General features: G+C 69.3%; 25 protein-coding genes and 1 pseudogene. 7 read left to right on the plus strand and 19 right to left on the minus strand.

Annotated features, from left to right (window positions below; all coding sequences use genetic code 11):
• Nucleotides 1–23: 23 nt before the first annotated feature.
• The 3 genes from ACWIDW_RS02410 to efp are packed head-to-tail and all read right to left on the minus strand — an operon-like array spanning nt 24 to nt 4,368.
• Nucleotides 24–3,341, minus strand: a complete 3,318-nt coding sequence (locus tag ACWIDW_RS02410; RefSeq protein ID WP_454122659.1) for a DEAD/DEAH box helicase — start codon at nt 3,339–3,341, stop codon at nt 24–26.
• Nucleotides 3,342–3,391: 50 nt separating this feature from the next.
• Nucleotides 3,392–3,802 carry a transcription antitermination factor NusB gene (gene nusB, locus ACWIDW_RS02415; protein ID WP_454122661.1) on the minus strand — a complete coding sequence of 137 codons (411 nt, stop codon included), beginning with the start codon at nt 3,800–3,802 and terminating at the stop codon, nt 3,392–3,394.
• A 2-nt stretch (nt 3,803–3,804) separates the two neighbouring features.
• Nucleotides 3,805–4,368, minus strand: a complete 564-nt coding sequence (efp, locus tag ACWIDW_RS02420; protein WP_454122663.1) for an elongation factor P — start codon at nt 4,366–4,368, stop codon at nt 3,805–3,807.
• Between the two features lie 244 nt (nt 4,369–4,612).
• Between efp and ACWIDW_RS02425 the strand changes: the two genes are divergently transcribed.
• The 3 genes and pseudogenes from ACWIDW_RS02425 to ACWIDW_RS02435 all read left to right on the plus strand — a co-directional run.
• Complete coding sequence (locus ACWIDW_RS02425) at nt 4,613–5,425, plus strand: isocitrate lyase/PEP mutase family protein (protein WP_454122665.1); 813 nt, start codon at nt 4,613–4,615, stop codon at nt 5,423–5,425.
• 118 nt (nt 5,426–5,543) lie between these two features.
• Nucleotides 5,544–5,837 carry a hypothetical protein gene (locus tag ACWIDW_RS02430; protein WP_454122667.1) on the plus strand — a complete coding sequence of 98 codons (294 nt, stop codon included), beginning with the start codon at nt 5,544–5,546 and terminating at the stop codon, nt 5,835–5,837.
• A 77-nt stretch (nt 5,838–5,914) separates the two neighbouring features.
• A pseudogene (locus ACWIDW_RS02435) lies at nt 5,915–6,079 on the plus strand (HNH endonuclease signature motif containing protein); the annotation flags it as partial.
• Here ACWIDW_RS02435 and ACWIDW_RS02440 read toward each other — a convergent pair.
• Nucleotides 6,049–6,186, minus strand: coding sequence for a hypothetical protein (locus tag ACWIDW_RS02440; protein ID WP_454122669.1), 138 nt, complete (start codon nt 6,184–6,186; stop codon nt 6,049–6,051). The pseudogene ACWIDW_RS02435 and the gene ACWIDW_RS02440 sit on opposite strands and share 31 nt — an antisense overlap.
• Nucleotides 6,187–6,236: 50 nt before the next feature.
• On the opposite strand from ACWIDW_RS02440, the gene ACWIDW_RS02445 reads away from it, so the two are divergent.
• A complete protein-coding gene (locus ACWIDW_RS02445) occupies nt 6,237–6,818 on the plus strand; it encodes a hypothetical protein (RefSeq protein WP_454122671.1) in 582 nt (193 codons plus the stop codon).
• A 2-nt stretch (nt 6,819–6,820) separates the two neighbouring features.
• Here the strand turns inward: ACWIDW_RS02445 and ACWIDW_RS02450 are convergent, their stop codons facing one another.
• The 11 genes from ACWIDW_RS02450 to ACWIDW_RS02500 form a co-directional block, all read right to left on the minus strand.
• Nucleotides 6,821–7,261: a type II 3-dehydroquinate dehydratase gene (locus ACWIDW_RS02450; RefSeq protein ID WP_454122673.1), complete on the minus strand. Its 441-nt coding sequence runs from the start codon at nt 7,259–7,261 to the stop codon at nt 6,821–6,823.
• Complete coding sequence (gene aroB, locus ACWIDW_RS02455; RefSeq protein ID WP_454122675.1) at nt 7,258–8,337, minus strand: 3-dehydroquinate synthase; 1,080 nt, start codon at nt 8,335–8,337, stop codon at nt 7,258–7,260. Before aroB ends, ACWIDW_RS02450 begins: the two co-directional genes overlap by 4 nt.
• On the minus strand, nt 8,334–8,855 hold the full coding sequence (locus tag ACWIDW_RS02460; RefSeq protein ID WP_454122677.1) for a shikimate kinase: 522 nt from the start codon (nt 8,853–8,855) through the stop codon (nt 8,334–8,336). The genes aroB and ACWIDW_RS02460 overlap by 4 nt, the downstream gene beginning before the upstream one ends.
• The gene (gene aroC, locus ACWIDW_RS02465; protein ID WP_454122678.1) at nt 8,842–10,071 is read right to left on the minus strand and encodes a chorismate synthase; all 1,230 of its coding nucleotides are present in this window, start codon (nt 10,069–10,071) and stop codon (nt 8,842–8,844) included. Before aroC ends, ACWIDW_RS02460 begins: the two co-directional genes overlap by 14 nt.
• 4 nt (nt 10,072–10,075) lie before the next feature.
• Entirely contained in the window at nt 10,076–10,900 is an 825-nt protein-coding gene (locus ACWIDW_RS02470; protein WP_454122680.1) for a shikimate dehydrogenase family protein, read from the minus strand.
• Between the two features lies 1 nt (nt 10,901).
• Nucleotides 10,902–12,344, minus strand: coding sequence for an endolytic transglycosylase MltG (gene mltG / locus ACWIDW_RS02475; protein WP_454122681.1), 1,443 nt, complete (start codon nt 12,342–12,344; stop codon nt 10,902–10,904).
• The gene (ruvX, locus tag ACWIDW_RS02480) at nt 12,337–12,819 is read right to left on the minus strand and encodes a Holliday junction resolvase RuvX (protein WP_454122683.1); all 483 of its coding nucleotides are present in this window, start codon (nt 12,817–12,819) and stop codon (nt 12,337–12,339) included. Before ruvX ends, mltG begins: the two co-directional genes overlap by 8 nt.
• Nucleotides 12,816–15,476, minus strand: coding sequence for an alanine--tRNA ligase (gene alaS, locus ACWIDW_RS02485; protein WP_454122685.1), 2,661 nt, complete (start codon nt 15,474–15,476; stop codon nt 12,816–12,818). Before alaS ends, ruvX begins: the two co-directional genes overlap by 4 nt.
• Nucleotides 15,477–15,539: 63 nt before the next feature.
• The gene (locus ACWIDW_RS02490; protein WP_454122687.1) at nt 15,540–15,728 is read right to left on the minus strand and encodes a hypothetical protein; all 189 of its coding nucleotides are present in this window, start codon (nt 15,726–15,728) and stop codon (nt 15,540–15,542) included.
• Between the two features lie 83 nt (nt 15,729–15,811).
• On the minus strand, nt 15,812–16,441 hold the full coding sequence (rpsD, locus tag ACWIDW_RS02495) for a 30S ribosomal protein S4 (protein ID WP_204937314.1): 630 nt from the start codon (nt 16,439–16,441) through the stop codon (nt 15,812–15,814).
• 171 nt (nt 16,442–16,612) lie between these two features.
• On the minus strand, nt 16,613–17,941 hold the full coding sequence (locus tag ACWIDW_RS02500) for a replication-associated recombination protein A (protein WP_454122689.1): 1,329 nt from the start codon (nt 17,939–17,941) through the stop codon (nt 16,613–16,615).
• A 79-nt stretch (nt 17,942–18,020) separates the two neighbouring features.
• On the opposite strand from ACWIDW_RS02500, the gene ACWIDW_RS02505 reads away from it, so the two are divergent.
• The 3 genes from ACWIDW_RS02505 to ACWIDW_RS02515 all read left to right on the plus strand — a co-directional run bounded on the left by ACWIDW_RS02505 (nt 18,021) and on the right by ACWIDW_RS02515 (nt 20,411).
• Nucleotides 18,021–18,338 (plus strand): hypothetical protein, encoded by a 318-nt coding sequence (locus ACWIDW_RS02505; protein ID WP_454122691.1) that lies wholly within the window; start codon nt 18,021–18,023, stop codon nt 18,336–18,338.
• A 58-nt stretch (nt 18,339–18,396) separates the two neighbouring features.
• Nucleotides 18,397–19,755 (plus strand): DUF349 domain-containing protein, encoded by a 1,359-nt coding sequence (locus ACWIDW_RS02510; protein WP_454122692.1) that lies wholly within the window; start codon nt 18,397–18,399, stop codon nt 19,753–19,755.
• 86 nt (nt 19,756–19,841) lie between these two features.
• Nucleotides 19,842–20,411 (plus strand): SAM-dependent methyltransferase, encoded by a 570-nt coding sequence (locus ACWIDW_RS02515; protein WP_454122694.1) that lies wholly within the window; start codon nt 19,842–19,844, stop codon nt 20,409–20,411.
• Here ACWIDW_RS02515 and ACWIDW_RS02520 read toward each other — a convergent pair.
• The 4 genes from ACWIDW_RS02520 to ACWIDW_RS02535 form a co-directional block, all read right to left on the minus strand.
• Nucleotides 20,381–22,633 carry a RelA/SpoT family protein gene (locus ACWIDW_RS02520; protein WP_454122696.1) on the minus strand — a complete coding sequence of 751 codons (2,253 nt, stop codon included), beginning with the start codon at nt 22,631–22,633 and terminating at the stop codon, nt 20,381–20,383. The two genes, ACWIDW_RS02515 and ACWIDW_RS02520, sit on opposite strands and share 31 nt — an antisense overlap.
• Before the next feature lie 69 nt (nt 22,634–22,702).
• Nucleotides 22,703–23,692, minus strand: coding sequence for a protein translocase subunit SecF (secF, locus tag ACWIDW_RS02525; RefSeq protein WP_454122698.1), 990 nt, complete (start codon nt 23,690–23,692; stop codon nt 22,703–22,705).
• Entirely contained in the window at nt 23,692–25,431 is a 1,740-nt protein-coding gene (gene secD / locus ACWIDW_RS02530; protein ID WP_454122699.1) for a protein translocase subunit SecD, read from the minus strand. The genes secF and secD overlap by 1 nt, the downstream gene beginning before the upstream one ends.
• Before the next feature lie 38 nt (nt 25,432–25,469).
• Entirely contained in the window at nt 25,470–25,883 is a 414-nt protein-coding gene (locus ACWIDW_RS02535; protein ID WP_454122701.1) for a preprotein translocase subunit YajC, read from the minus strand.
• Between the last annotated feature and the right edge of the window lie 43 nt (nt 25,884–25,926).

Genomic DNA, 25,926 nt, shown 5'->3' on the forward strand with positions numbered 1-25,926 from the left:
TCCGGATGCGCGCAGCGCGCCGCTCACGGCTCCAGCAGCCCGCGGATGTCGTCGGCGGTGAGCGCCTGCGAGAACAGCGCCTCGTCGTCCATCACCGCGGTGAACAGTCGAGCCTTGCGCTGCTGCAGCGCCAGCACCTTCTCCTCGATGGTGCCCGCAGCGATCAGCCGGTACACGAACACGCGCTGCGTCTGCCCGATCCGGTGCGTGCGATCGATGGCCTGCGCTTCGGCCGCGGGGTTCCACCACGGGTCGAGCAGCAGCACGTAGTCGGCCTCGGTGAGAGTGAGGCCGAACCCGCCTGCTTTGAGGCTGATCAGGAACACCGGAGCGTCACCCGAGCGGAACCCGTCGATGACCTCGTCTCTGCGGCGCGTCGACCCGTCGAGGTAGTCGTAGGCGATGCCCGCGGCGCGCAACCGATCTGCGGCCATGTCGAGGTACGACGTGAACTGGCTGAAGACGAGCGCCCGGTGCCCTTCGGCGCGCAGCTCCTGCACGTGCTCGAGCAGCACGTCCAGTTTCGCGGAGGTCGCGTCATGGGCATCCGGATCGATCAGCCGCGGCGACAGCGCAAGCATCCGCAGCATCGTGAGCGAGCGGAACACGATGAAGCGATTGCGGTCGAGGTCGGCGAGCAGGCCGAGCACCTTCTGACGCTCTCGCTGCAGGACGGTGTCGTAGACCGCTCGGTGCGCGGGGCTCAGGTCGACGAACAGCTCCTGCACCTGCTTCTCGGGCAGGTCGCTCGCGACCAGTTCCTTCGTGCGTCGCAGCATGAGCGGTCGGATGCGATGGCGCAGGCGCTCGAGCCGTCGCTGGCGGTACGGCGCCCCTTCCTCGTTCTCCGGAACCTTTCCCTGCTCGATCGGCTGCACGTACTCCTCGCGGAAGCGACGCTTCGAGGGGAACAGCCCCGGCGCGGTCAGCGAGAACAGCGCCCACAGGTCGGTCAGGCTGTTCTCGAGCGGCGTGCCGGTGACGGCGATCGTGACGTCGGATCGCAGCTGCGCGATCGCCTGGTGCACCTTCGTGGCGGGGTTCTTCGCGAATTGGGCTTCGTCGATGATCACACCCGCCCAGTCGATGCCCCGGTATTCCTCGGCATCCAGTCGCAGCAGCGTGTACGAGGTGACGATGATGTCGGCCCCGGCGGCCATCGCGGAGATCTCGTCTGCTCGACGCGATCCGGTGCCGTCGACGACGCGAACGCGCAGGTCAGGGGTGAACCGGCTCGACTCGCTGCGCCATGTGCCGAGCACCGAGGTGGGTGCGATCACGAGGAAGGGCCGCCGCTCCCCCGCCTCCACCGCGTGTGCGACGAGCGCGAGCAGCTGCAGGGTCTTTCCCAGGCCCATGTCGTCGGCGAGGATGCCTCCGAGCCGGTGCTGCCACAGGAACGCCAGCCAGTCGAGTCCCTGCTGCTGGTAGGGGCGCAGCTGTGCCTGCAGCCCCGCAGGCGGCACTGTGCGGGGCACGCGCTCGATGCCGCGCAGGCCCTCGGCCGTGGCGCGCCAGCTGACCGCCTGCTCGGATTCGTCGGCCAGGTCTTCGAAATCCTCCCAGAGCGCGGTCTGATAGCGGCTGATCCGCGGCCCCGTCTCCCATTCGGTGAGTGCGCCCGCCTCGTCGATGAGATCACGCAGCTGCTGCAGGGCGGGGTGCGCGAGCGAGAAGTACGTGCCGTCGACGAGCATGAGCTTGGTGCGTCGCATGCTCAGCGCGGTGAACAGCGGGGTGAACGGGATGGAGTGCCCGTCGATCTTCACGAGCACTCCGAGGTCGAACCAGTCGGCGTCGGTCGACTCGACCGTCGACACCGAGATCTCGGGCGTCCCGGTCAGCTCTCTGTACCGGGTTCGGCGGCCCGTGACGACGACCTTCACGTCGCTCGATTCGAACGCGGGCAGCACGTGCGCGGCCCACTCCGCCGCGACGATCTGCTCGAGGTCCGCGCGACGGCGGAACTCGTCGCGGGTCGCACCGGCCCAGATCGTCTCGATCTCGCGGAGGCGCCGGCGCTCGGCATCCGGATCGCGGAACGGCTCCGCGCCCTCGCCGACGGCGACCGAGCCGTGCCCGGCGTACTCCCACTCGAATCGATACGTGACGCGGTGCCCGTCGCGGAACGCCACCCGCAGCACCGGCTGGGGCACGGCGAGCGAGGGCAGAGCGAGGTGGTCGGGGGCCGTCACCAGCGTCTGCCTGGCGAGCACGGGGTACGCCTCGGCGAGGAACCTCTCCCGGTCGTTCGGCGGCACGTCGATCGACGCCGGCGTGTTGAGGGCGTTCAGCACGGCGGGTGCGAGCGCGATGCGCGCGATGGTCACGACGACGCCCGATCCCACCAGTTCCCACCGGTAGAGTCCGATGCGCCCGATCGGGCGCAGCTGCTCGGCCGGCGCGGGCCGCCCGTCGAGCACCGCCTCGACGCCGACTGTGAGGCCCCCGCTGTCTGCGGGATCGATGCGCAGACCGATCGTCGCATCCTGGGCGACGTGCACAGCGGTGTGCTTCTGCGTCGGAATGATCGGGATGCCCAGGCCGGCCAGCGCGTCGACGTGCTGCCACAGCAACGGCGTCTCGACACGGTCGAGCGCGATCCAGTCGCCCGCGGTGCCCGACAGCAGGGAATCACGCGCGATGTTGAGGAAGTCGGTGAACCACCGCGCCTGATCCGGGTCGAAGCGGCCCGACGAGCGTCGCACGGAGTCCCACGAGGCGTCGCCGTGGATCCATCGGCCGGTCGATGCGCTGCGCATGAGCGGGCGGACGCAGAGCAGGATCTCACCGTGATCGCCGGCGAGGTCGCGGGGTGTCGCCGTCTGCAGGGCGGCGGGCCCCCACCGGTCGAACGACTGGCGCGGACGCACCCGCAGCTCGATACCGAGAGCGAGCGGCAGCGCGGACGTCGCCGCGGGCGGAGCGTTCAGCAGCGCACGCCATGCCGGCGGCGGAACGGGGCGGGCGAACGCCCCGAACTGCTCCCACGGCTCGCGCGGCGGTGGCGGCGCGGGAGGCACCGCGACGGGCGGCTCGCTTGCGGTGCCGGGCGTCTCATCCGCGTCGGCACCGATGAGGATCGCCGCGATCGCATGCTTGCAGGCCGCGGCGACCGGGCACGTGCAGCTGGTCGTCATGATCCGCTGCTCGTCGAAGCGCACCCGGCACCGGTACGGGGCGCGTTCGCTGCCCGCCACGTCGGCCGTGAGCGTCTGCGATCCGGCATCCCACCGCGCCTCTACGACGCGACCGCGACGAGCGTAGTCGAGCCCGCGCTGGTACCCGCCGTCGCCCGCGAGGGCGCGCAGCGCCGTCGCAGGCGGGCGGGGAGAGCTCATGACAGCATCCTCCCCGTCACCACCGACACTCGCTCAGCGCCGGTTGCGATTCAGATCGATCGGGCGATGCGGGCCAGCACCCCGTGCACGAACGCGCCGGAGTCCTCGGTCGAGAGCTCCTTGGCGAGCTCCACGGCCTCGTCGATCGCGACGGCCGTGGGGACCTCGTCGTTGTAGACGATCTCCCAGGTGCCGATGCGCAGCAGAGCCCGGTCGACGGCGGGCATCCGCTCGAGCTTCCAGTCGTTGCTGTGCGTGGTGATGTGCTCGTCGATCTCATCGCGGTTGTCGAGAATGCCGTCGACGATGTCGCGGGCATACAGCCATGAGGCCTCACGTGCGGGCTCGCTGGCAGCGCGCTTGGCGGCTGCGGCGAGCACGACCGAGAGCTCTTCGCCGCGCACGTCGGCCGAGAAGAGGATGTCGAGGGCGCGCTTGCGCGCCTTGGTGCGAGCGCTCAAGGTCAGTCGTTGACCCGGCCGAGGTAGTCACCCGTGCGGGTGTCGACCTTGACCTTCGTGCCCTGCTCGAGGAACAGCGGGACCTGGATCTCGTAGCCGGTCTCGAGCGTGGCGGGCTTGGTGCCGGCCGACGAGCGGTCGCCCTGCAGACCCGGCTCGGTGTAGGTGACCTCGAGCACGACCGAGGCGGGCAGCTCGATGTAGAGCGGGATGCCGTTGTTCAGCGCGATCTGCACCTGCTGGTTCTCGAGCATGTAGTTCTTGGCGTCGCCGACGGTGGCCGCGGCGACGTTGATCTGGTCGTAGTCCTCCTGGTCCATGAAGACGAAGCTGTCGCCATCGGTGTACAGGTAGGTGAAGTCGCGACGATCGACGTTCTCGATCTCGATCTTGGTGCCGGCGTTGTACGTCTTGTCGACCGACTTGCCCGTCACGACGTTCTTCAGCTTGGTGCGGACGAAGGCGCCGCCCTTGCCGGGCTTGACGTGCTGGAACTCCACGACGCTCCAGAGCTGTCCGTCGATCTTGATGACGACGCCGTTCTTGATGTCTGCGGTGGATGCCATGGTGATGCGGGTCCGTTCATTCAGAAGCTTCGAGGGCCGGGCGCGGTTGCGCGCAAGAAGGTGGCCGAAAACCGATTCTATCGGATGCCTCGGATCGGGCGATCAGATCCGAGGCGCACTTCACGTCTCCACCTATCGCGACCGGACCACTCCCCCACGGACCTCCGGTCGAATCGGCTGCGGCACGCACTGCGTCGTCCGAAACCCGCCAGCATTCGGCATCCGGCCGCGATGGACTGAGCAGATGGACAACAGACACAGACATGCCCAGGCGATCACCTTCCGTGCTCTGCACTTCAACCCAGGACAGCCACTTCTCCTCGCCAACGCGTGGGACGCTGCCAGCGCGCGGCTCATCGAGAGTGCCGGCGCTCCGGCGATCGCGACGACCAGTGCGGGGGTGGCATGGTCACTGGGCTGCGCAGACGGTAACGTCCTCGCTCGCGAGGAAGCGATCGCCGCGGCGGCTCGTATCGTGGCCGCCGTCACGGTGCCGGTCACCGTCGACGTCGAGGCCGGATACGCGGACAGCGCAGCCGGCGTCGAGCGTACGGTGGCGGATGTCGTGGAGAGCGGTGCGGTGGGCATCAACATCGAGGATGGACTCCTGCACCCCGGCGACATGGCCGACCGGATCAGCGCCGCCCGGCGCGCCGCCGCCCGCTCGGGTGTGCCGCTGTTCATCAACGCCCGCACCGACGTGTTTCTCGGGGGCGTCGCCGCTCCCGCGGAGCGCTTGGCAGAGACGCTGCGGCGCGCGCGCCGCTATCTCGACGCCGGAGCGGACGGCGTGTTCGTTCCGGGCGTGGTCGATGTCGACACGATCAGGGTGCTCGTGCAGGAGGTCGACGGCCCCGTCAACGTCATGGTGGGACCGGGCGCGCCCACCGCGGCAGCCCTGTCTCGGCTCGGCGTCGCCCGCGTGAGCGCCGGATCCGGCGTGGCCCAGGCGTGTTACGCCATCGCGCATCGGGCCGCAGCTGAACTGCTGACCACTGGCACGCACGCTTCTCTGGCTCCCGCCGTGGACTACGCCGCGATGAACTCGCTGTTCTAGCCAATCCCGCGGTGCGTCGGCGCGGTGTCCGAGCTGAGCCCGCGACGGGCGCACGCGGGATCAGATCCGCGCCGACCTGTTCAGCGCATGGCTGCGCGGCGTCGGCACGCCGACCGCGGTGAAGACGAAGCTCTTCGTCACCGTGCCCGTCCAGCTCCTCGCCGGCGAACCCGTCCCCGTCGAGCAGGCGTCGATCGTGGGCGGCGACACCATCGACCCGCTCACCGCGAAACAGCTCTTCCTCGACGCAAAAGGGTTCCGCCGCGTGATCACCGACCCGATCAAAGCCGTGATCATCGACATGGACCGCCGCACCTACCGCCCCACCCAAGCGCAACGCGACTGGCAGACTCTGCAGCACGGCACCTGCTCCCGCGACGGGTGCACCCACCTCGCCGTCGACGCCTCATAGCGCTCGCGCCGCGCGTGAGCGCAACCGGTTGTTGAGCGAAATCGGCGGAGCCGAGAGAGTCGAAACACGACCGGCCCTGGGCTCGGGGCGGCACCACCGACCTCACCCAACTCCGACCGCTCTGCCCGCGCGATCACACCATGCGACATCGCACCCGCATCCGATACCGCACCCGCCCCGACCGCACCGTCCAGGTCGTCACCCCCACCGGCTACACCAGCACCGCACCCCCGCCCTTCTGACGATCGGGTGCGACACCGGAGACGGTGAGCTGCGTACCGAACTGCACCGGAATCGACGCGACGACGGGCGCGCGCCCGCACTGCTCCGCAACTCTGTACAGCAGCATAGATCCCATGGTGAACTGGCCGCGTGAGCTTCTTCCCACCTGATCCTCCGATGCCCGAGCACGACGACGACGTCGAGTCCCCGCAGCCGCGGTGGTGGCAGGCTCCCGAGGATGAGCTGCCGATCCTCGTGCCGGCGGCCGAGGTCCTGGCTGTGACCGACCATGTCGCGGTGGCCCTCGTCGCCGTCGCCGTCTACTCCGATGGGATCGAGCTCCGCATTCAGCGGCGCGTGCGCCGCAACGGCATCGCGATGGAGGACTGGAACGAGCTGACCGCCGCCTTCATGGAGCATATGGGTTTCGGCTCAGCCAATCCGGCGGGGCGCTTCCGCATCGGGCTGGTGCTGGCCGACGGCACGAAAGTGACCGGCGTCTCCCCATTCTCCGGTGGCGGCGATCCGATGGCTGAGCCTGAAGGATTCACACTCAGCCGACGCGAGCAGGGTGGCGGCGGTGGCACGCACGCCTACTCGTCGGCCGATCATCTCTGGCTGTGGCCGCTGCCGCCGGACGGGCCGATCGAGGTGGTCATGCAATGGCCGGCATTCGGCATCGGCGAGACGCGCGTGACCGTCGGCGTCGGCTCGGTGTCCGAGCTGAGCGCGCGAGCTCGTCCGTTCTGGACCGACTGAGGTCAGATCAGGGCGGCCAGCTCGCGCACGGCGCGCGCGTAGCCGTCGACGCCCTCGCCGACGACGCGCACGGCGGCGACGTCGTCGAGGTACGAGAAATGCCGGAACTCCTCCCGCGCGTACACGTCCGAGATGTGCACCTCGGCGAACGGCAGGCCGACTCCGGTCAGCGCGTCACGCAGCGACACCGAGGTGTGCGTGAGCCCGCCGGGGTTGATGATGATCGCCGCGCAATCCTCCCGGGCCGCGTGGATCGCGTCGATCAGCACGCCCTCGTGGTTGCTCTGCAGCGCGCGCAGCTCGTACCCGGCGTCCGCCGCTGCCGCCGCGGTGAGCTGCTCGACGTCGGCCAGCGTCGCGGTGCCGTAGACGTCGGGCTCGCGCGTGCCCAGCAGGTTGAGGTTCGGACCGTTCAGCAGCATCATCCTGCGCGGCTCGGTCATCCCACGATCTCCTGGTAGGCGGCGAACATGAGCGACTCGTCGGGCGCCTGCACCACGGTGGGCTTGGCGATGTCGTCGAGCAGGATGAAGCGCAGCATCCCGCCCCGCGCCTTCTTGTCGCGCTGCATGGTCGCCAGCAGCTGCTGCCAGGCGCCCGCGCGGTAGCTGGTGGGCAGCCCGAGCGACTCGAGCACCGAGCGGTGCCGGTCGGCGCCGGCATCCGACAGCCGACCGGCCAGACGCGACAGCTCGGCGGCGTACATCATGCCGATCGAGATCGCCGCGCCGTGGCGCCACTGGTACCGCTCGGCGTGCTCGATCGCGTGTCCGAGCGTGTGGCCGTAGTTCAGGATCTCGCGCAGACCCGCCTCGCGGAAGTCATCCGAGACGACCTTCGCCTTCATGTCGATCGCGAGCTCGACCGTGCGGCGGAACTCGTCGGTCGTCGGATCGACCGCCCGCTCAGGAGACGCCTCGATGATGTCGAGGATCTCGGGCGCCCAGATGAATCCCGCCTTCACGACCTCCGCGTACCCCGCCGTCGCCTCGTTCGCGCTCAGGGTCTGCAGCTCGTCCAGATCGCCGACGACCGCGCGCGGCGCCCAGAACGCGCCCACCATGTTCTTGCCCTCGGCCGTGTTCACGCCCGTCTTGCCGCCCACGGCCGCGTCGACCAGCCCGAGCACCGTGGTCGGCACCTGCACGACCTGCACGCCGCGCAGCCACGTGGCGGCGACGAAGCCGGCGACATCGGTCACCGACCCGCCCCCGTAGCCGACGACCGCATCGGTGCGGGTGAAGTCGGCCTGGCCCATCACCTGCCAGCAGAACGCCGCGACCTCGATGCGCTTGCCGGCCTCGGCATCCGGGATCTCGGCGAGCAGCACCTCGAGACCGCCGTCCGACATGAGCCGCTCCCGCAGCTCGGCCGCCCGCTTGCCGAGGGTGGGCGGATGCACGACGAGCACCTTGCGCACGGCGGGATCGAGAGCCGCCTGCACCCGGTCGAGGATGCCTCGCCCCACCGTGATGTCATAGGGGGTCTGTCCGGAGACGCTGATCGTGGTGGTGGTCATGGCTGCTTCCTCCTCCAGGCGGCGATCTTCTCCGCCAATGCCCGCATGGGTCTGCGTGATGTGTCGACGGTGAGGTCGGCGACCTCCTCGTACCAGCTTCGCCGCTGATCGAAGATGGTGCGCCACCTCTCCACGGGGTTCTCCTCGCCTGCCAGCAGCGGGCGGCTGCTTCCGGTGATGCGTCGTTCGACGGCCTCTGCGGTGACGGTGAGGAAGACGACCGGATGCCGGTGCAGCAGGGCTCGGGTGTCGACATCCGTCACCGCTCCCCCACCCAGCGACACCACGCCGCCCTCGGCGATCGCCGCCGCGACGGCTTCGCGCTCGAGTTCGCGGAAGCGCGCCTCTCCCTGTGCGGCGAAGATCTCGGGGATCGGGCCGTGCTCGGCCGCGATGCGCTTGTCGGTGTCGACGAAGGGCACGTCGAGCAGGCGGGCGACCTTGCGACCGACGCTCGTCTTGCCCGCTGCCATCGGGCCGACCAGCACGAGGGTCAGCGGATGGTCAGACGAGCTCATCATGGGCGAGCAGTGCCGCCTCGGATGCGGGTGCGGTGCGCAGCGACTCGGGGATCGCGGCCAGGTAGGACTCGAGGTTGCGTCGTGTCTCGCGGATGCTGTCGCCGCCGAACTTCTCGAGCAGCGAATTCGCGAGCTCGATGGCGACCATGGCCTCGGCGACGACGCCTGCCGCCGGTACGGCGCAGACGTCGGAACGCTGGTGGTGCGCCGTGGCGGTCTCGCCGGAGGCGACGTCGACCGTGCGCAGGGCGCGGGGCACCGTGGCGATGGGCTTCATGCCGGCTCGGATGCGCAGCACCGTGCCGGTGCTCATGCCGCCCTCGATGCCGCCCGCGCGGTCGGATGCCCGGGTGATGCCGTCGTTCGCGGCGAACAGCTCGTCGTGGGCGGCAGATCCGCGGCGGCGCGTCGTCTCGAAACCGTCACCGACCTCGACGGCCTTGATCGCCTGGATGCTCATCAGCGCCTGCGCGAGGCGGCCGTCGAGCCGGCGGTCCCAGTGCACGTGCGAGCCGATCCCCGGCGGAAGGCCGTAGGCAAGCACCTCGACGATGCCACCGAGGGTGTCGCCGTCCTTGCGGGCGGAGTCGACCTCGGCGACCATGCGGGTTGACGTCTCGGCGTCGAAGCAGCGCAGCGGATCGGCGTCGAGCGCCTCGACGTCGTCGGGCGTGGGCAGAGCGGCGTCATCCGGCGCCTGCACCGGACCGATCGAGAGGGTGTGGCTGACCAGGCGGATGCCCAGCTCCGACAGGAACGAGCGGGCCACCGCGCCGAGCGCGACGCGTGCGGCGGTCTCTCGGGCGCTCGCGCGCTCGAGGATCGGCCGCGCCTCATCGAAATCGTACTTCTGCATGCCGACGAGGTCGGCGTGACCGGGACGAGGGCGGGTCAGCGCCGCTCCCCGTCCGCGGGACTTCTCGGTCAGCTCGGTGGGCGCCGGGTTCATCACCTCGGTCCACTTCGGCCACTCGGTGTTGCCGATGCGCAGAGCGATGGGGCTGCCGAGGGTGAGTCCGTGCCGAACACCGCTGGAGATGGTCAGCTCATCCTGCTCGAACTTCATGCGAGAGCCGCGACCATAGCCGAGCTTGCGACGCTGGAGGTCGGCCTGGATGGCCTCGGCCGTGACCGTCACACCCGAGGGCAGACCCTCGACGATGGCGATGAGTTCGGGGCCGTGGGATTCGCCGGCAGTGAGCACGCGGAGCATTGCTCTAGTCTCCCATGCCCGCCGACCGCATGATGTCGACTGTGACGGCCTCGTCGGGCAGCTCGCGCTGCTGGTCGCCGTCACGGAAGATGCGGATCTGCCGGACGGCCTGGAACAGCAGCATCTCGAACCCGGAGATGACGTTCGGCGACGGCCAGAGGGCTGCCAGGGCCGACGGCCACGGCGCGTATGCCGCCTCGAAGAGCGTGCCGCCGACGGCGGCGAGAGGCATCGCGATGTCGGGGTCCAGCACGGTGCCGCTCGGCAGCGTCGCGACCGTCGCGTCGACGTCGGATGCCGGAGCTGCGAAGTCCACGGTGCGCAGCTGCACCCCGAGTGCGTCGGCCGTCGGGCGCAGCCGGTCGGCGGCTTCCGGACGCCGGGCGCGGAACTCCACCTCGGTCGCACCGAGGTCGCTCAGCGCGACCAGCGCGGATGCCGCGGTGGCTCCGGCACCGAGGATGCGCCCGCGTCGCACGTCGGCGACTCCGGCGTGGGTGAAGGCGTCGACGATGCCACCCACATCGGTGTTGAATCCGCGCAGGGTCTCGCCGAGAAGCAGCGTGTTCACCGCGCCGGTGAGTGCCGCATGACGGTCGAGCTCGTCGACGGCGTCGTGCGCGACCTCCTTCAGCGGCATGGTCAGCGACAGTCCGCGCCACGAGTCGTCGAGCGAGGTGAGTGCGGGGAGGAACCCGGCCCGGTCGACCTGACGGCGCTCGTAGGTCCACTCGAGGCCGAGATGCCGGTAGGCGGCGGTGTGCAGCTGCGGTGAGCGGCTGTGACCGATCGGGTCGCCCCAGACGGCGAGCCGGGTGCGCCCGGTCACGTCAGCACCCCGTGTAGTCGGGATGCGCCGAGCACCACGCGCGCATCTTCTTGATGCCCTGCTGATGCTCCTCGTACGTCTCCGAGAACTGGGTCTCACCGGTCGACATGTCGATCGTGACGAAGTACAGCCACGGACCGTCGACCGGATGCATGGCCGCGTCGATGGCGGCATCCCCCGGGTTCGCGATCGGTGTCACCGGAAGTCCGGTGATCACGTACGTGTTCCACGGGTTGTCGTCGTGCTGCGCGGCTTCCGAGGTGCTCGCCTTGCCGGCGTGCAGCTCGCCGTACCCGTACTGCGCGGTCGAGTCCATCTGCAGCATCATGCCGTCTGCGACGCGGTTGGCGATGACGCGCGACACCTTCGGGAAGTCCGCGGTGCGCGCCTCGCGCTCGATGATCGAGGCGATCGTGAGCACCCGCTGCACATCCTCTGCGGGAACGCCCGCCTTCGACAGCGATTCGCGGGTGCGATCGACCATCGCGGCGATCACGTCGTTCGCGGTCGAGCCTGGATCGAACGTGTAGACGGCCGGGAACAGCCAGCCCTCGAGGTTCTGCGCGGAGACGCCGTACGCGGCGGGATCCTGAACGGCGGCCTGCAGATCCTCGATCGGGATGCCGACGCCCTCCGCGATCTGCGGCAGCGACGAGGCGACGGTGCTGCCCTCGGCGATACGCACGGTGTTGGCCATGCGGTTCTCGGGATTCGCCAGCGCCTTCAACGCCGCCGCGGCCGTCATCTTCTGCTGGAGCTTGTACACCCCGGGGTAGAAGGTGGCGTTGGGATCGTTCTCGATCAGGTAGTCGTAGAACACCCGGTCGGTCTTGGTGACCTTCGCCTGGAACAGCGCCGTCGACACGGGCGACCCGGTGTCACCCTTCTTGATCGTCACGAACGCCTCGCCCGTGGCGATGCCCGATTCGTAGTCCTTCGGCTCGCCCCAGCCCATGATGTCGTCGATCTGGCTCTGGTACGTGTTGTAGACCCACACGCCCGCCCCCGCGATGATGCCGCCGATCACCAGCATCACGATCAGGGCGATCAGGCAGCCGCGGCCGCGCCGCTTGCGGGGCACGGGGGTCGCGGCCTCCGGAGTGAACAGAGCGTCGAGGGACGGGTGATCCTGTTCCGGCTGCGCCGATCCGGTCGTCGGCGGTGCAGACACTGCGGATTCGGACACCGCGGGATCGGTCGCTGCCGACTCGGCAGCCGTCAGCTCCGTCGCGGTCGGTTCGACGGGGTTCCCGCGCTCAGCGGTCTTCCCTGGCGTCGACCCGCGCTCCGCGGCTTCGCGAGCGGCCGCCTGACGCAGCGCTCGGCGCGAACCGGGGGCGGGTTCGTCGTCGGCCGCACGCTCGGGCAGCGGCGTCGAGGCCGTCGGAACGTTGTCGAAGAAATCGCCGAGCGAGTCGGATCTGCGATCGTTCGGGTCAGACATCGCGGGGCGGCTCCTGGGCAGAGGGGATCAACGCACCGGCGGGCATCCCGGTGCTCTTCTCGGTGTCCACGGCATGCTGCAACAGCACCACTGCGGCCACTTGGTCGACAATGCTACGAGACTTCTTCTGGGTTCGCGCTGAAGCACGCAGGGCGGTGTGGGCGCTGACGGTGCTGAGTCGCTCGTCCACCATGCGCACGTCGAGGCCGGAACGCCGCTGCAGCTCCGCGGCGAAGCCACGGGCATCCGCGGTCGACAGCGTCTCCTCACCGCGCATGTTCACCGGCAGGCCCACCACGATCTCGACCGGCTCCCATTCGGCGATGAGCTGCAGGATGCGGTCGATCGACGCGTCGGAGCGCGGCACGGTCTCCACCGGCACGGCCAGCATGCCGTCGGGATCGCACCGGGCGACGCCGATGCGGGCCTTCCCGACGTCGATCCCGATGCGGGTTCCGCGACGGAAGCCGGTCACGCTCCCGAGAGCTCCGAGACGACCCCTGCGAGTGCGGCGTCCAGAGCCGAAGCATCCGTCCCCCCACCCTGAGCGACGTCGTCCTTGCCGCCGCCGCCGCCGCCGAGCATGCCGGCGGCGATGCGCACGAGGGCACCTGCCTTCGCGCCGGCAGCACGGGCGGCGTCGTTCGTCGCGACCACGACGATCGGCCGGCCGCCGACGATGCCGCCGAATGCCACGACCGCCGCGTCGGAGCCGAGACGCTCGCGCACGCTGAGAGCGAGGGTGCGGATGTCGTCGGCCGAGCCGACCTCACCGAGCGAGGAGGACGCCACACGGTAGCCGCCGACCTGCGAAGCGGCCTCGACCAGAGCCGGGACGCGGCCCTCGCGCTCCTTCGCCTCGAACTGGGCGATGCGCTTCTCGGCGGCCTTCAGGTTCGCCTGCAGCTCTTCGATGCGCGCGCCGAGCTGGTCGCGCGGCGCCTTCAGAGCCGAGGTCAGCTGCGAGACGACGGTGCGCTCGGCGGCCAGTTCGCGGAAGGCGTCCTGCCCCACCAGGGCCTCGATCCGGCGGTTGGATGCCCCGACCGACGACTCGCCGACGAGGCTCACCAGCCCGATCTCCGAACTCGTCGCGACGTGCGTGCCGGCGCAGAGCTCACGCGACCAGGGGCCGCCGATGTCGACCATGCGCACCACGTCGCCGTACTTCTCGCCGAACAGCGCCATGGCGCCGGCTTCCTTGGCCTCGTCGAGCGAGACGATGCGCGTGGTCACCTCGAGCGCCTCGTTCACCGCGCGGTTGGTGATCTCCTCGATCTCCGACCGGGTCTCGAGCGACAGCGGCGTCGACCACGAGAAGTCGAAACGCATGTAGCCGGCGCGGTTGAGCGAGCCCGCCTGGGTCGCGGTCTTGCCGAGCGTGTCGCGCAGAGCCGCGTGCACGAGGTGCGTGGCCGAATGCGCCTGCCGAGCCGCACGCCGGTTGGCGGCGTCGACCACCGTGGTCGCGCGGTCATCGACCGAGACCGATCCCGTGGCCACGTGGACGGTGTGGCTGATGAGGCCCGGCACCGGACGCTGCACGTCGAGCACCTCGAGCTCGAACCCGGCGCCCACGATCGCGCCCTTGTCGGCGACCTGGCCACCCGACTCGGCGTACAGCGTCGTCTCGGCCAGGATGACCTCGGCGACCTGCCCCTCGGATGCGGTCTGCGCGGGCGCGCCGTCCACGATCAGTCCGAGCACCCGGGATTCCGTCTGCAGGTCGGTGTAGCCGGCGAAACCGGTCTCGCCGAGCGCACGGAATTCGCGGTACACCGACACATCGGCGAGCTGGCGCTTGCGATTGCGGGCGTCGGCCTTCGCGCGGTCGCGCTGCTCCTTCATGAGTGCGTCGAACGCGGGGCGGTCGACGTCGAGCCCCGCCTCTTCGGCGACCTCGAGCGTGAGGTCGATCGGGAAGCCGTACGTGTCGTGCAGCAGGAAGGCCTCGGAACCGCTGAGGGTCGCGCCGCCCTTCTTCTTCGTGTCGTCCAGCGCGAGGTCGAGGATCGTGGATCCCTGAGCGAGCGTGCGGCGGAAGGTCTCCTCTTCGGCGAACGCGGCGGCCGAGAGCGTCGACCACTCCGTCTCGAGCACGGGGTAGGCCGTCCTCATGGCATCCCTCGATGCCTCGAAGAGCTCGGGGAACGACGGCGCGTCGACGCCGAGCAGGCGCATCGACCGCACGGTGCGGCGCATCAGGCGGCGCAGGATGTAGCCGCGGCCCTCGTTGGAGGGGCGCACGCCATCGGAGAGCAGCATGAGCGACGAGCGCACATGGTCGGCGATCACGCGGAACCGCACGTCGTCTTCGTGGACGGCGCCGTACTTCCTGCCGGAGAGCTCGACGGCGCGGTCGAGAACGGGACGCACCTGGTCGGTCTCGTACATGTTCTCGACGCCCTGCTTGAGGAAGGCGACGCGTTCGAGACCCATGCCCGTGTCGATGTTCTTCATCGGCAGCTCACCGACGATGTCGAACTCGGTCTTGCTGCGGACGTTCTCGACGAAGTCCTGCATGAACACGAGGTTCCAGATCTCGAGGAAGCGGGAGTCGTCGACGGCCGGGCCGCCGTCCCTGCCGTAGGCCGGTCCGCGGTCGAAGAAGATCTCCGAGTCCGGGCCACCGGGGCCGGGCTGCCCGGTGTTCCAGTAGTTGTCCGCACGGCCCAGTCGCTGGATGCGCTCGGGCTTGAGCCCGATGATGTCGCGCCAGATGGTCTCGGCCTCGTCGTCGGTCTCGTAGACGGTGACCCAGAGGTCTTTCTCGTCGAAGCCGAGGCCGCCGTCGGCCTCGGACGAGGTGAGCAGCTCCCAGGCGTAGCGGATCGCGCCTTCCTTGAAGTAGTCGCCGAACGACCAGTTGCCGAGCATCTGGAAGAACGTGCCGTGGCGCGCGGTGCGCCCGACCTCTTCGATGTCGTTCGTGCGGATGCACTTCTGCACGTCGGCGATGCGCGGGTGCGGAGCGGGAACGACCCCGGTGAGGTACGGGATCATCGGCACCATGCCGGCGACGGTGAAGAGCAGCGACGGGTCATCGCTGACCAGGGATGCCGACGGGACGATGAGGTGGTCGTTCTTCTCGAAGTAGTCGAGGTACCGCTGCGCGATCTCCGCAGTTTTCATAGAGCTCGGGGCATTCCTTGCGTGGGTGCGCCGCATCGGTGCGCGCGGCGGGTGGAATCGGGATCAGTCGTCTGCGGGCTCGGACAGGCGGGCTTCCTGCTGCCGATACGCGTCGCCGATGACGGCGGTGACCTGCGACAGCCTGGCGTCGAGGTCGGCGAAGATCTCCTGTCCGCGGGGATCCCTGTTCATGAAGTGTGCGGCGACGAAACCGCCGATCACGCCGAGCAGGAACCAGGACAGTCTCTTCATCGCTCCATCCTACGACGAGAGGCGCCGGGGAAACCCCGACGCCTCTCGTGCGGGCCTTCGGCCGGCTCAAGCACCCACGTGTCTTATCGAGCTGCGTAGTACTCGACGACGAGCTGCACTTCACAGGTCACGGGGACCTCGGCGCGCTTCGGGCGACGCACCAGGCGTGCCTGCAGCTTGTCGAGCTCGACCTCGAGGTAGCCCGGAACCGGGGGAAGCACCTCGGCGTGACCGCCGGCTGCCGCGACCTGGAACGGCTCGGTGCCTTCGCTCTTCGGCTTGACGTGGATGAGCTGACCCGGCTTCACGCGGAACGACGGGCGGTCGACGAGCTGACCGTCGACGAGGATGTGACGGTGCACGACCAGCTGACGAGCCTGCGCGGTGGTGCGGGCGAAGCCGGCACGCAGCACGAGCGCGTCGAGACGCATCTCGAGCAGCTCGACCAGGTTCTCACCGGTCAGGCCGTCCTTGCGGCGGGCCTCGTTGAACGCGATGCGCAGCTGCTTCTCGCGGATGCCGTACTGCTCGCGCAGACGCTGCTTCTCACGCAGACGGACGGCGTAGTCGCTGTCGGCCTTGCGCTTGGTGCGGCCGTGCTCACCGGGAGCGTAGGGACGCTTCTCGAGGTAGCGGGCGGCCTTCGGGGTGAGCGGGATTCCCAGCGCACGGCTGAGACGGACCTTGCGGCGGTCCTGGGACTTCGTGACCACGAAGTGTTCCTTCCGTGACGTGGACGCGACTTTCGCGCCTCACGGGCGTATCGCCTCGCTTCCTCCTTCTCGTCGCGCACGCCGGGGCGCGACAGGAAGTGGTGCAGGAGAGAGGGATGCCCGAAAACTCGGTTTCGAGCCGGTCAATGCTAACAGATCGGGCTGAGCGTCTCAGCGGTCGCGGAGGATCTTCCGGATCCGCTCCAGCCGCGGCGCGATGTCGCGCTCGGCGCCGAGGTTCTTCGGCTCGTAGTAGCGGCGCCCGACGAGCTCGTCGGGAAGGTACTGCTGCGGGAGGATGCCCGCGTCGCTGTCGTGCGGATAGCGGTAGCCCTTGCCGTGCCCGAGGCGCTTCGCGCCCGCGTAGTGCGCGTCTCGGAGGTGGATCGGCACGCGTCCGAACCCGCCCGCCCGCACGTCGGCGATCGCCTGGTTGATCGCCGTGTAGGCGGCGTTGGACTTCGCGGTCGTCGCGAGGTAGATGGTGGCCTCGGCCAGAGGGATGCGCCCCTCGGGCATCCCGATGAAGGCGACGGCGTCCGCCGCCGCCGTCGCGATGCTCAGCGCCTGCGGGTCGGCGAGGCCGATGTCCTCGGCGGCGGAGATGACCAGCCTGCGGGCGATGAAGCGCGGGTCCTCCCCCGCCTCGATCATGCGCGCCAGGTAGTGCACCGCGGCATCCGGGTCCGAACCGCGGATCGATTTGATGAAGGCGCTGATCACGTCGTAGTGCTCGTCGCCCTGCCGGTCGTAGCGCAGCAGCGCGCGATCCACGGCCTGGGCGACGTCTTCGTCCGAGACGAGGGTCTCCTCGCCCTCCTCGTGCTTCGAGACGGCCACCGCCGCCGCCGCCTCCAAGCCGGTGAGAGCGCGGCGAGCGTCGCCGGAGGCGAGTCTGATCAGCGCGGCTCTGGCGTCGTCTGAGACCGCGACCGCCCCGGCAAGGCCCCGCGCATCGCCGACCGCCCGGTCGAGAAGCAGGCCGATGTCGTCGTCGGTGAGGGGCGTGAGCGTCAGCAGCAGCGATCGCGAGAGCAGCGGCGAGATCACCGAGAAGGACGGATTCTCGGTGGTCGCCGCGATGAGGATGACCCAGCCGTTCTCGACACCGGGCAGAAGGGCATCCTGCTGCGCCTTCGTGAAACGATGGATCTCGTCGAGGAAGAGGATCGTCGTCTGTCCGTACAGGTCGCGCTGCGTGACCGCCTCCTGCATGACCTCGCGCACGTCCTTCACACCCGCGGTGATCGCCGACAGCTCGACGAATCGGCGCCCCGACGATCGGGCGATCGCCTGCGCGAGCGTCGTCTTGCCGGTGCCGGGCGGTCCCCACAGGATGATGGAGACCGCGCCGGGAGCCTTGGCATCCGGATCGGCGAGGGCGACGATCGGCGATCCGGCTCGCAGCAGGTGCTGCTGCCCGGCCACCTCGTCGAGTGAGATCGGTCGCATGCGCACGGCGAGCGGGGTCTGTCCCGACAGGAGCGGCGCGGAGGTCATCCGTCCAGGCTAGTCGGCGGGACGGACACCGGGCGGTGCCCGGGTAGGCTCGCTCACGATCGGATCAGGAGGACATCCCATGGCAGCACGCGGTTCCCGCGCTCCCCAGCGCACCCGTACCGACGCCGAGCGCGCCCGGCTGTACGCCGCTCGCCGGGAGTGGAACGCGAAGATCATCCGTCGTCGCCGGCGCGACACGATCGTGGCGGCGGTCGTCGGCTCGCTCATCGTGGTGGGCGCCGTCGCGAGCCAGGCGGTGCACGCGCAGGTGACCGCGCCGACGCCCACGCCGTCTGAGAGGTCGACCCCGACGCAGACGCCGTCTCCCGGCCCGTCCGCGAGCACCTCTCCGGACGCGACGCCCAGTCCCGAGCCGACGCAGACGCCGGGCGAGTGAACTAGGCTGAGCAGCGTCCTTTCCCCCTCCCGCGGAGCGACCGCGCAAGGAGAACATCGTGTCTGACAACGACGCCCCCACGCCCACCCCTCCCGTCCCGGGCCCGCCCGTTCCGGTTCCGCCGCGCAAGCCGATGCCCGCCGCGGCCCCGGCGGCTGCGGCCGCTCCCGTCGTCGCGCCGATCGCCTCGGACGCGGCCGAATGGGGTCGCGTCACGGAGGACGGCACGGTCGAGGTGCGCGAGGGAGACGACTGGCGTCCGGTCGGACAGTACCCCGACGGCACAGCGGAAGAGGCGCTGGCGTACTACGCCCGCAAGTACGACGACCTCGCCGTCAAGCTCGGAACCCTCGAGACCCGTGCGCAGAGCGGCGGCGCATCGGCATCCGACCTGACCAAGCAGGCCACGCACCTGAAGAACGAGGCGACCGACGCCGCGGCGGTGGGCGATCTGGTCTCGCTGCGAGAGCGCATCGAGACGCTCCTCGCGTCGCTCGCCGACGCTGCGGCCCGCGAGTCCGCGGCCGCGAAGGAGGCGCTGGACGCCGCCATCGCCGAGCGCACCGCGATCGTCGAGAAGGCCGAGGCCATCGCCTCGCGCGATCTGTCGAAGGTGCAGTGGAAGCAGGTCACTGCAGAGATGACCGAGCTCTTCGACGCCTGGCAGGCGCACCAGCAGAACGCCCCGCGCCTGCCCAAGGGCGTGGCGCAGCAGCTCTGGAAGCGCTTCCGCGACGCACGCACGACGGTCGACAAGGCACGCCGGGCGTTCTTCTCCGAACTCGACGACGCGCACCGCACCGCTCGTGACGCCAAGGCGCGTCTCGTCGAGCGTGCCGAGGCGCTCGCCCCCCGCGGTGTCGACGGCATCCCCGCCTATCGCGACCTGCTCGACGCGTGGAAGGCGTCCGGTCGCGCCGGCCGCAAGGCCGACGACGCCCTGTGGGCCCGGTTCAAGGCGGCCGGCGACGCGCTGTACTCGGCACGCGCCGAGCAGGCCGCTGCAGAAGAGGCCGACTCGGCTCCGAAGATCGAAGCCCGCGAGGCGCTGCTCGAAGAGGCGAAGGCCGTCGCCGACGAGCCGAACCTCAAGCGCGCCCGCGCCCTGCTCACGCGCATCCAGCGTCAGTGGGACGAGGTCGGCCGCATCTTCCCGCGCGAGAAGGAGCGTGCGCTCGATGACCGCATGCGCTCGATCGAGCAGGCCCTCAAGACGCGTGAGGACGTCGACTGGAAGAAGAACAACCCCGAGACGAAGGCTCGTGCGAACGACATGAGCTCGCAGCTGCTCGAGGCCATCGAGAAGCTCGAGGCCGAGCTCGCCGCGGCCGAGAAGACCGGCGACAAGCGCGCGATCAAGGAGGCCACCGAGGCCCTGGCCGCGCGTCGCTCCTGGCTGAGCGCCCTGGGCGGCTGATTCGCGCAGCGAACCGGAACCCGCCGTTATCCACAGTATGAGCCGCGTCGTCCTCCTGGAGGGCGTCGCGGCTCATACTGTTCAGCGTGCATCCCGCTCTGTTCTACCGTCCGGGTGACCGGCTGAGCCTCCCCGAGCTCAGCGCGGCACGCCTCGACGGCGTCGTCGTCGAGGTCGGTGAGGGGTACATGCCGGCCGACACCGTCGAAGGCGCGGGGGCGAGAGCCCTGAGCCTGTCTTCGCTCGTCCCGCCGGGCACCGCCGTGAGCGGGGTGAGCGCCGCCTGGGTGCACGGAGCGGGCGATGCTCCGCCGCGCGTGCATCACGTGTCGCGGATCAGCGCCAGTCGACAGCGCATCGACCCGTCGACGCGCGTGATGTACCACGAGAGGCGGCTGGCAGACGCGGACATCGAGTCGATCGCCGGCCTCTGGGTTCAGACGCGGGAGGCGACGGCCGTGTCGCTGCTGCTCAGCTCGGCGCGCAGCAGCGAGGACGAGGTGTGGCTGCACGCACTGGTGCGCATCTCGCCCGGCCTGGCCGACGCTGTTCGCACTCGCGTGCTGCCGCTGGGAAGACGCCCCGGCGCCATCCACGCCAGACGGATCCTCGACGGCTGGGCGGGTCAGGACGTCGTGACGCGGTACACGTCGTAGACCGCGTCGATGCGACGGACGGCGTTGAGCACCCGGTCGAGGTGCACCGAGTCGCCCATCTCGAAGACGAACCTGCTGAGCGCGAGCCGCTCGTCCGTCGTCGTCACGGTGGCCGAGAGGATGTTGACGTGGTGCTCGCTGAGCACGCGGGTCACATCCGAGAGCAGGCCCGAGCGGTCGAGCGCCTCGACCTGGATCTGCACCCGGAACACGCTCTTGGTCGTGGGCGCCCACTCGACCTCGATGAAGCGCTCGGGGTCGGAGCCGAGCGCCTTGACGTTCACGCAGTCCTGACGGTGCACCGAGACGCCGCTGCCCCGTGTGACGAAGCCGACGATGGGGTCTCCGGGAACGGGAGTGCAGCAGCGGGCGAGCTTGACGAGGATGTCCGATGCACCGCGCACCAGCACTCCGGAGTCGCTCGTGCGCGCCTCGCGCGGCGCGGCGAGGCCGGGCAGCTCGATGGCGCCGGTGCTGGTGTCCTCATCGGCGGCGACGAGGGCGGTGACCTTCTCGAGCACCGACTGCGTCGATACGTGCCCCTCGCCGACCGCGGCGTACAGCCCGGAGACGTCCTCGTAGCGCAGCTGACGTGCGACCTCGGCGAACGACTCCTGGTTCATGAGCCGCTGCAGGGGCAGGTTCTGCTTGCGCATCGCCCGGGCGATCGACTCCTTGCCCTGCTCGATCGCCTCTTCGCGGCGCTCCTTCGTGAACCACCCGCGGATCTTGTTGCGCGCGCGGGTGCTCTTGACGAAGCTCAGCCAGTCCTGGCTGGGGCCGGCGTCGGGGTTCTTCGAGGTGAACACCTCGACGACGTCGCCGCTCTTCAATTCGGTCTCGAGCGGCACCAGGCGCCCGTTGACCTTGGCGCCCATCGTGCGGTGCCCGATCTCGGTGTGCACGGCGTACGCGAAGTCGACCGTCGTCGCCCCGGTGGGCAGGCCGATGACGCGCCCCTTCGGGGTGAAGACGTAGACCTCCTTCGCGCCGATCTCGAAGCGCAGCGAGTCGAGGAACTCGCTCGGGTCGGCCGTCTCGGCCTGCCAGTCGGAGATGTGCGCGAGCCAGGCCATGTCGGCGTCGGCGGCGCGGGCATCCACCTTCCCGCCGTTCATCCGCTCCTTGTACATCCAGTGCGCTGCGACGCCGAACTCGGCCTGCTGGTGCATCTCGTGCGTGCGGATCTGGATCTCGACCGTGCGGCCGGACGGGCCGATGACCGTCGTGTGCAGCGACTGATACAGGTTGAACTTCGGGGTGGCGATGTAGTCCTTGAACCGGCCGGGCAGCGGGGTCCAGCGGGCGTGGATCGCGCCGAGCACGGCGTAGCAGTCGCGCACCGAGTTCACCAGCACGCGGATGCCGATCAGGTCGTAGATGTCGTCGAACTCACGTCCCCGCACGACCATCTTCTGGTAGACGGAGTACAGCTGCTTGGGTCGGCCGACCACCTTGCCCCGGATGCGCAGTTCGCGAAGATCCTCGTTGATCGACTCGACGACGCTGTGCAGGTACTTCTCGCGCTGCGGCGTGCGCTGCGCGATGAGGCTGTTGATCTCGGCGTAGATCTTCGGGTGCAGCACCGCGAACGAGAGATCCTCGAGCTCGGACTTGATCGTCTGGATGCCGAGCCGGTGTGCGAGCGGCGCGTAGATCTCGAGGGTCTCCTTGGCCTTGCGCGCCGACTTCTCGGGCGGCACGAAGCCCCAGGTTCGCGCGTTGTGCAGCCGGTCGGCGAGCTTGATCAGCAGCACGCGGATGTCTTTCGACATCGCCACGATCATCTTGCGGACCGTCTCGGCCTGCGCGCTCTCGCCGTATTTGACCTTGTCGAGCTTGGTGACGCCGTCGACGAGCATGGCGACCTCGTCGCCGAACTCGGCCGTCAGCTCGGTGAGCGCATAGCCGGTGTCCTCGACGGTGTCGTGCAGCAGCGCCGCGGCGATGGCCCGCGGCCCCAGGCCGAGCTCTGCGAGGATCTGCGCCACGGCGAGCGGGTGCGTGATGTACGGCTCGCCGCTCTGGCGGAACTGACCCTCGTGCTTCTCCTTGGCGACCCGGTAGGCGCGCTCGATGATGGGCAGATCACCGCGCGGGTGGTTCGCACGGACGGTGCGGATCAGGTTGTCGAGATCGTTGACCCTGGGTGCGCGCGAGAAGATGCGCGGCACCAGCCGGCGCAGGCTCGACACCTGCGTTGACGCCTGCGAGTCCGCCATCATCTGCTCCCGTTCCCGATCAGATCATCCTACGCGCGGCCGGGCTCGTCGCCGGCCGCGCGCGAGCGATCACACCGTCGCGACAGCGCGCTCGCGCGCCTCGTGCACCTTGGCGTCGTGCGCGACGATGTCGGGCTCCTTCTCGCGGAACAGCGAGTAGAGGGGCGCGGCGACGAAGAGCGTCGAGTAGGTGGCGACGATGATGCCGACGAAGATCGACAGCGAGATGTCGGTGAGGGTCTCGGCGCCGAACCACAGGGAGCCGATGAACAGGATCGCACCGACCGGCAGAGCCGCGACGACCGACGTGTTGATCGATCGGATCAGGGTCTGGTTCACGGCCAGGTTCACCGACTCGCCGAAGGTGCGCGACGTCTGATTCACGTCTTCTGTCGTGTTCTCGCGGATCTTGTCGAACACGACCGTGGTGTCGTACAGCGAGTACGCCAGGATCGTCAGGAAACCGATCACCGCCGCCGGCGAGATCTCGAACCCGGCGAGGGCGTACACGCCGACCGTGATCAGCAGCACGTCGAGCAGACCGACGATGGCAGCCGCCGACATCTTCCACGTGCGGAAGTAGATCGCCAGGATGAGGAAGGTCAGCGCGAGGAAGATCGCCAGGCCCCACAGCGACTGGCGGGTGACGTTCTCGCCCCAGGCGGGCCCGATGAACGAGTCGGTGATCTCGTCGGCCTTCACGTCGTACGCGTCAGCGAGCGCCGCTTTGACCTCCTGCGTCTCGTTCGGGGTCATCTGGTCGGTCTGCACCCGCACGTCGCGGTTGTTGACCGTGACCACCTTGGCGGCCGCGTTCGGCACGACCGAGCGCACCGCGTCGGTCGCCAGCGCCTGATCGGTCGACGCGGGAGCCGACACGACGAACTGCGATCCGCCGGTGAACTCGATCGAGAACTGCACCGGACGCACGAGCGGCACGAGGGCCGAGCCGACGACCAGCAGGATCGCGATGATGAACCACAGTCGGCGCCTGCCGACGAACGGGAAGGAGGTCTTGCCCGAGTAGAGGTTGTTGCCGAACTCATTCATGGAGAACATCAGGCGTCGGAGTCCTTTCCGGCATCCTTGGATCCTGCGAGAGCCTCAGCGCGCTTGCGCTCGGCGATGGTCTGCCGCTTCTCGGCCTCGCCGCGCGCGCCCTTGTTGCGGGCGGCACGCCCGGACGAGCCGGTGCGCACGTCGCGGAACTGCGCACGGCCCCGGTAGACGGCGCCGAGCGCGTGCGGGTCGAGACCCGACAGCTTGTGCCCGCCGCCGAAGAAGCGGGTGCGCGCGAGCAGCTGCATGACCGGGTGGGTGAAGATCACGAAGATGAACACGTCGATGAGCGTCGTCAGCCCCAGCGTGAACGCGAAGCCCTTGACCGTCGCGTCGGCCAGCACGTACAGCACGACGGCGGCGAGGACGTTGATCGACTTCGAGATGTAGATGGTGCGCTTCGCGCGCCCCCAGCCGTCTTCGACGGCGGCGACGATCGACTTTCCGTCGCGCAGCTCGTCTCGGATCCTCTCGAAGTACACGATGAACGAGTCGGCCGTGAATCCGATCGACACGATCAGACCGGCGACGCCCGCGAGCGAGAGCCGGAAGCCCATCCGCCACGCGAGGATGGCGATGACGATGTAGGTGAGCACGCCCATCACGCCGATGGATGCCATGATCACCCAGCCGAGCGCTCGATAGGTGATCAGCGAGTACAGCGCGACGAGCCCCAGACCGATGAGGCCGGTGATGAGGCCGATCTCGAGCTGCTGCGAGCCGAGTGTGGCCGAGATGGTGTCGGAGCTCTCGACGGTGAAGCTGAGCGGCAGCGCGCCGTAGCGCAGCTGGTCGGCGAGGGCCTTCGCGCTCTCCTGGGTGAAGTTGCCCGAGATGCTGGGCTTGCCGTTGAGGATGACGGCCTGCATGGTCGGTGCGGAGAGCACCTTGCCGTCGAGCACGAAAGCGAACTGGTCGCGCGGCGACTGCTGCGCGAGACGGTTGGCATTCAGCCGCTGGCTGACCTTGCCGAAGATCTCGGTGCCCTTTGCGTCGAAGACGAGGTTGACCGTCCAGCGGCCGCTCTGCTGCTCGCGCCCGGCGGTGGCGTCGTCGATCACGGTGCCGTCGAGCTCGACCGGCCCGAGGAGGTACTTGGCGCTGCCGTTCTCCTCGCACGCGATGAGTGGCTCGTCCTCCGGCGCGTTCGTCGAGTCGTGCTCGGCGGAGCAATCGTAGGACTGCAGCTCGGCGATCTGCTTCTCGGTCGCCCAGTTCGGGTCAGACGCATCGGTCGGCTTGGCCGTGGGCGTCGCGTTCATCGCGTCATCCGGGGACGGATACGGAGTCTCGTTTCCGTCCTCGCCGACGAACGAGGTCGCAGGATCCGTCGCCAGGATCACCGGACGCAGCTCGAGCTTGGCACTGGCCTGGATGCGATCCCGCGTCGCCTGGTCGGCGGCACCGGGGATCTGGACGACGATGTTGCGGCCGCCCTCGGTGGTGATGTCGGCCTCGGCGACGCCGGAGGCGTCGACACGCTGGCGGATGATTGCGGCCGCCTGGTTTAGCTGGTCCTCGGTGGGGGCGGCGCCGTCGGGCGACTCGGCGCCGAGGATGATCTGCGTTCCGCCCTGCAGGTCGAGTGCGAGCTCAGGAGCCCACGAGCTGGCAGGCTTGCCGGCATCCGTCTTGAAGACGTAGACGCCGAGCGCGTTGATGCCGAACAGCACCGCCGTGACGATGAGCAGGCCGAGGAGGACGCGCCACGCGTGGCGAGTCGGAGATGATGATGCCACTGAGTTCCGCTTTCGAGTGAGGTGCCGGACCCGGCGCGTCAGTTCTCGTCGTTGCGCTCGAGGCGCGCCTTGGTCTCTTCCGGCGTCTCGACCTGGATCGACTCGATGTCGTCGGTGCGCTCCCGAACAGGCGCTGCGTCGATGTCGGCCACCGGCGCATCCACGACCACGTCCTCTTCCGGGGTGTCCTCGACGAGGCGGAGAATGGCCTGGCTGTGCACCTCGATGACCACGCCGGGCGCGATCTCGATCTTAGCGGGCTTGTCGAGGTCGACCGGGTCGTACGAGACGACGGTGCCGTACAGGCCGCCCTGCAGCAGCACCTTGACGCCGGGGACGGTCTTGGTGGCCTTCTCCTCCTGCTGCTCCTTCATCTGCTTCTGGCGCTTGCGGGTGTTCACGAACATGAACACGAGCATCACGCCGAGAAGACCGAAGAGGATGATTTCCATGGGGATGGGCCTTTCGAAGAGCGCACGCCGATGAGCGCACAAG

Source organism: Microbacterium sp. NPDC055312 (genome assembly GCF_053645675.1).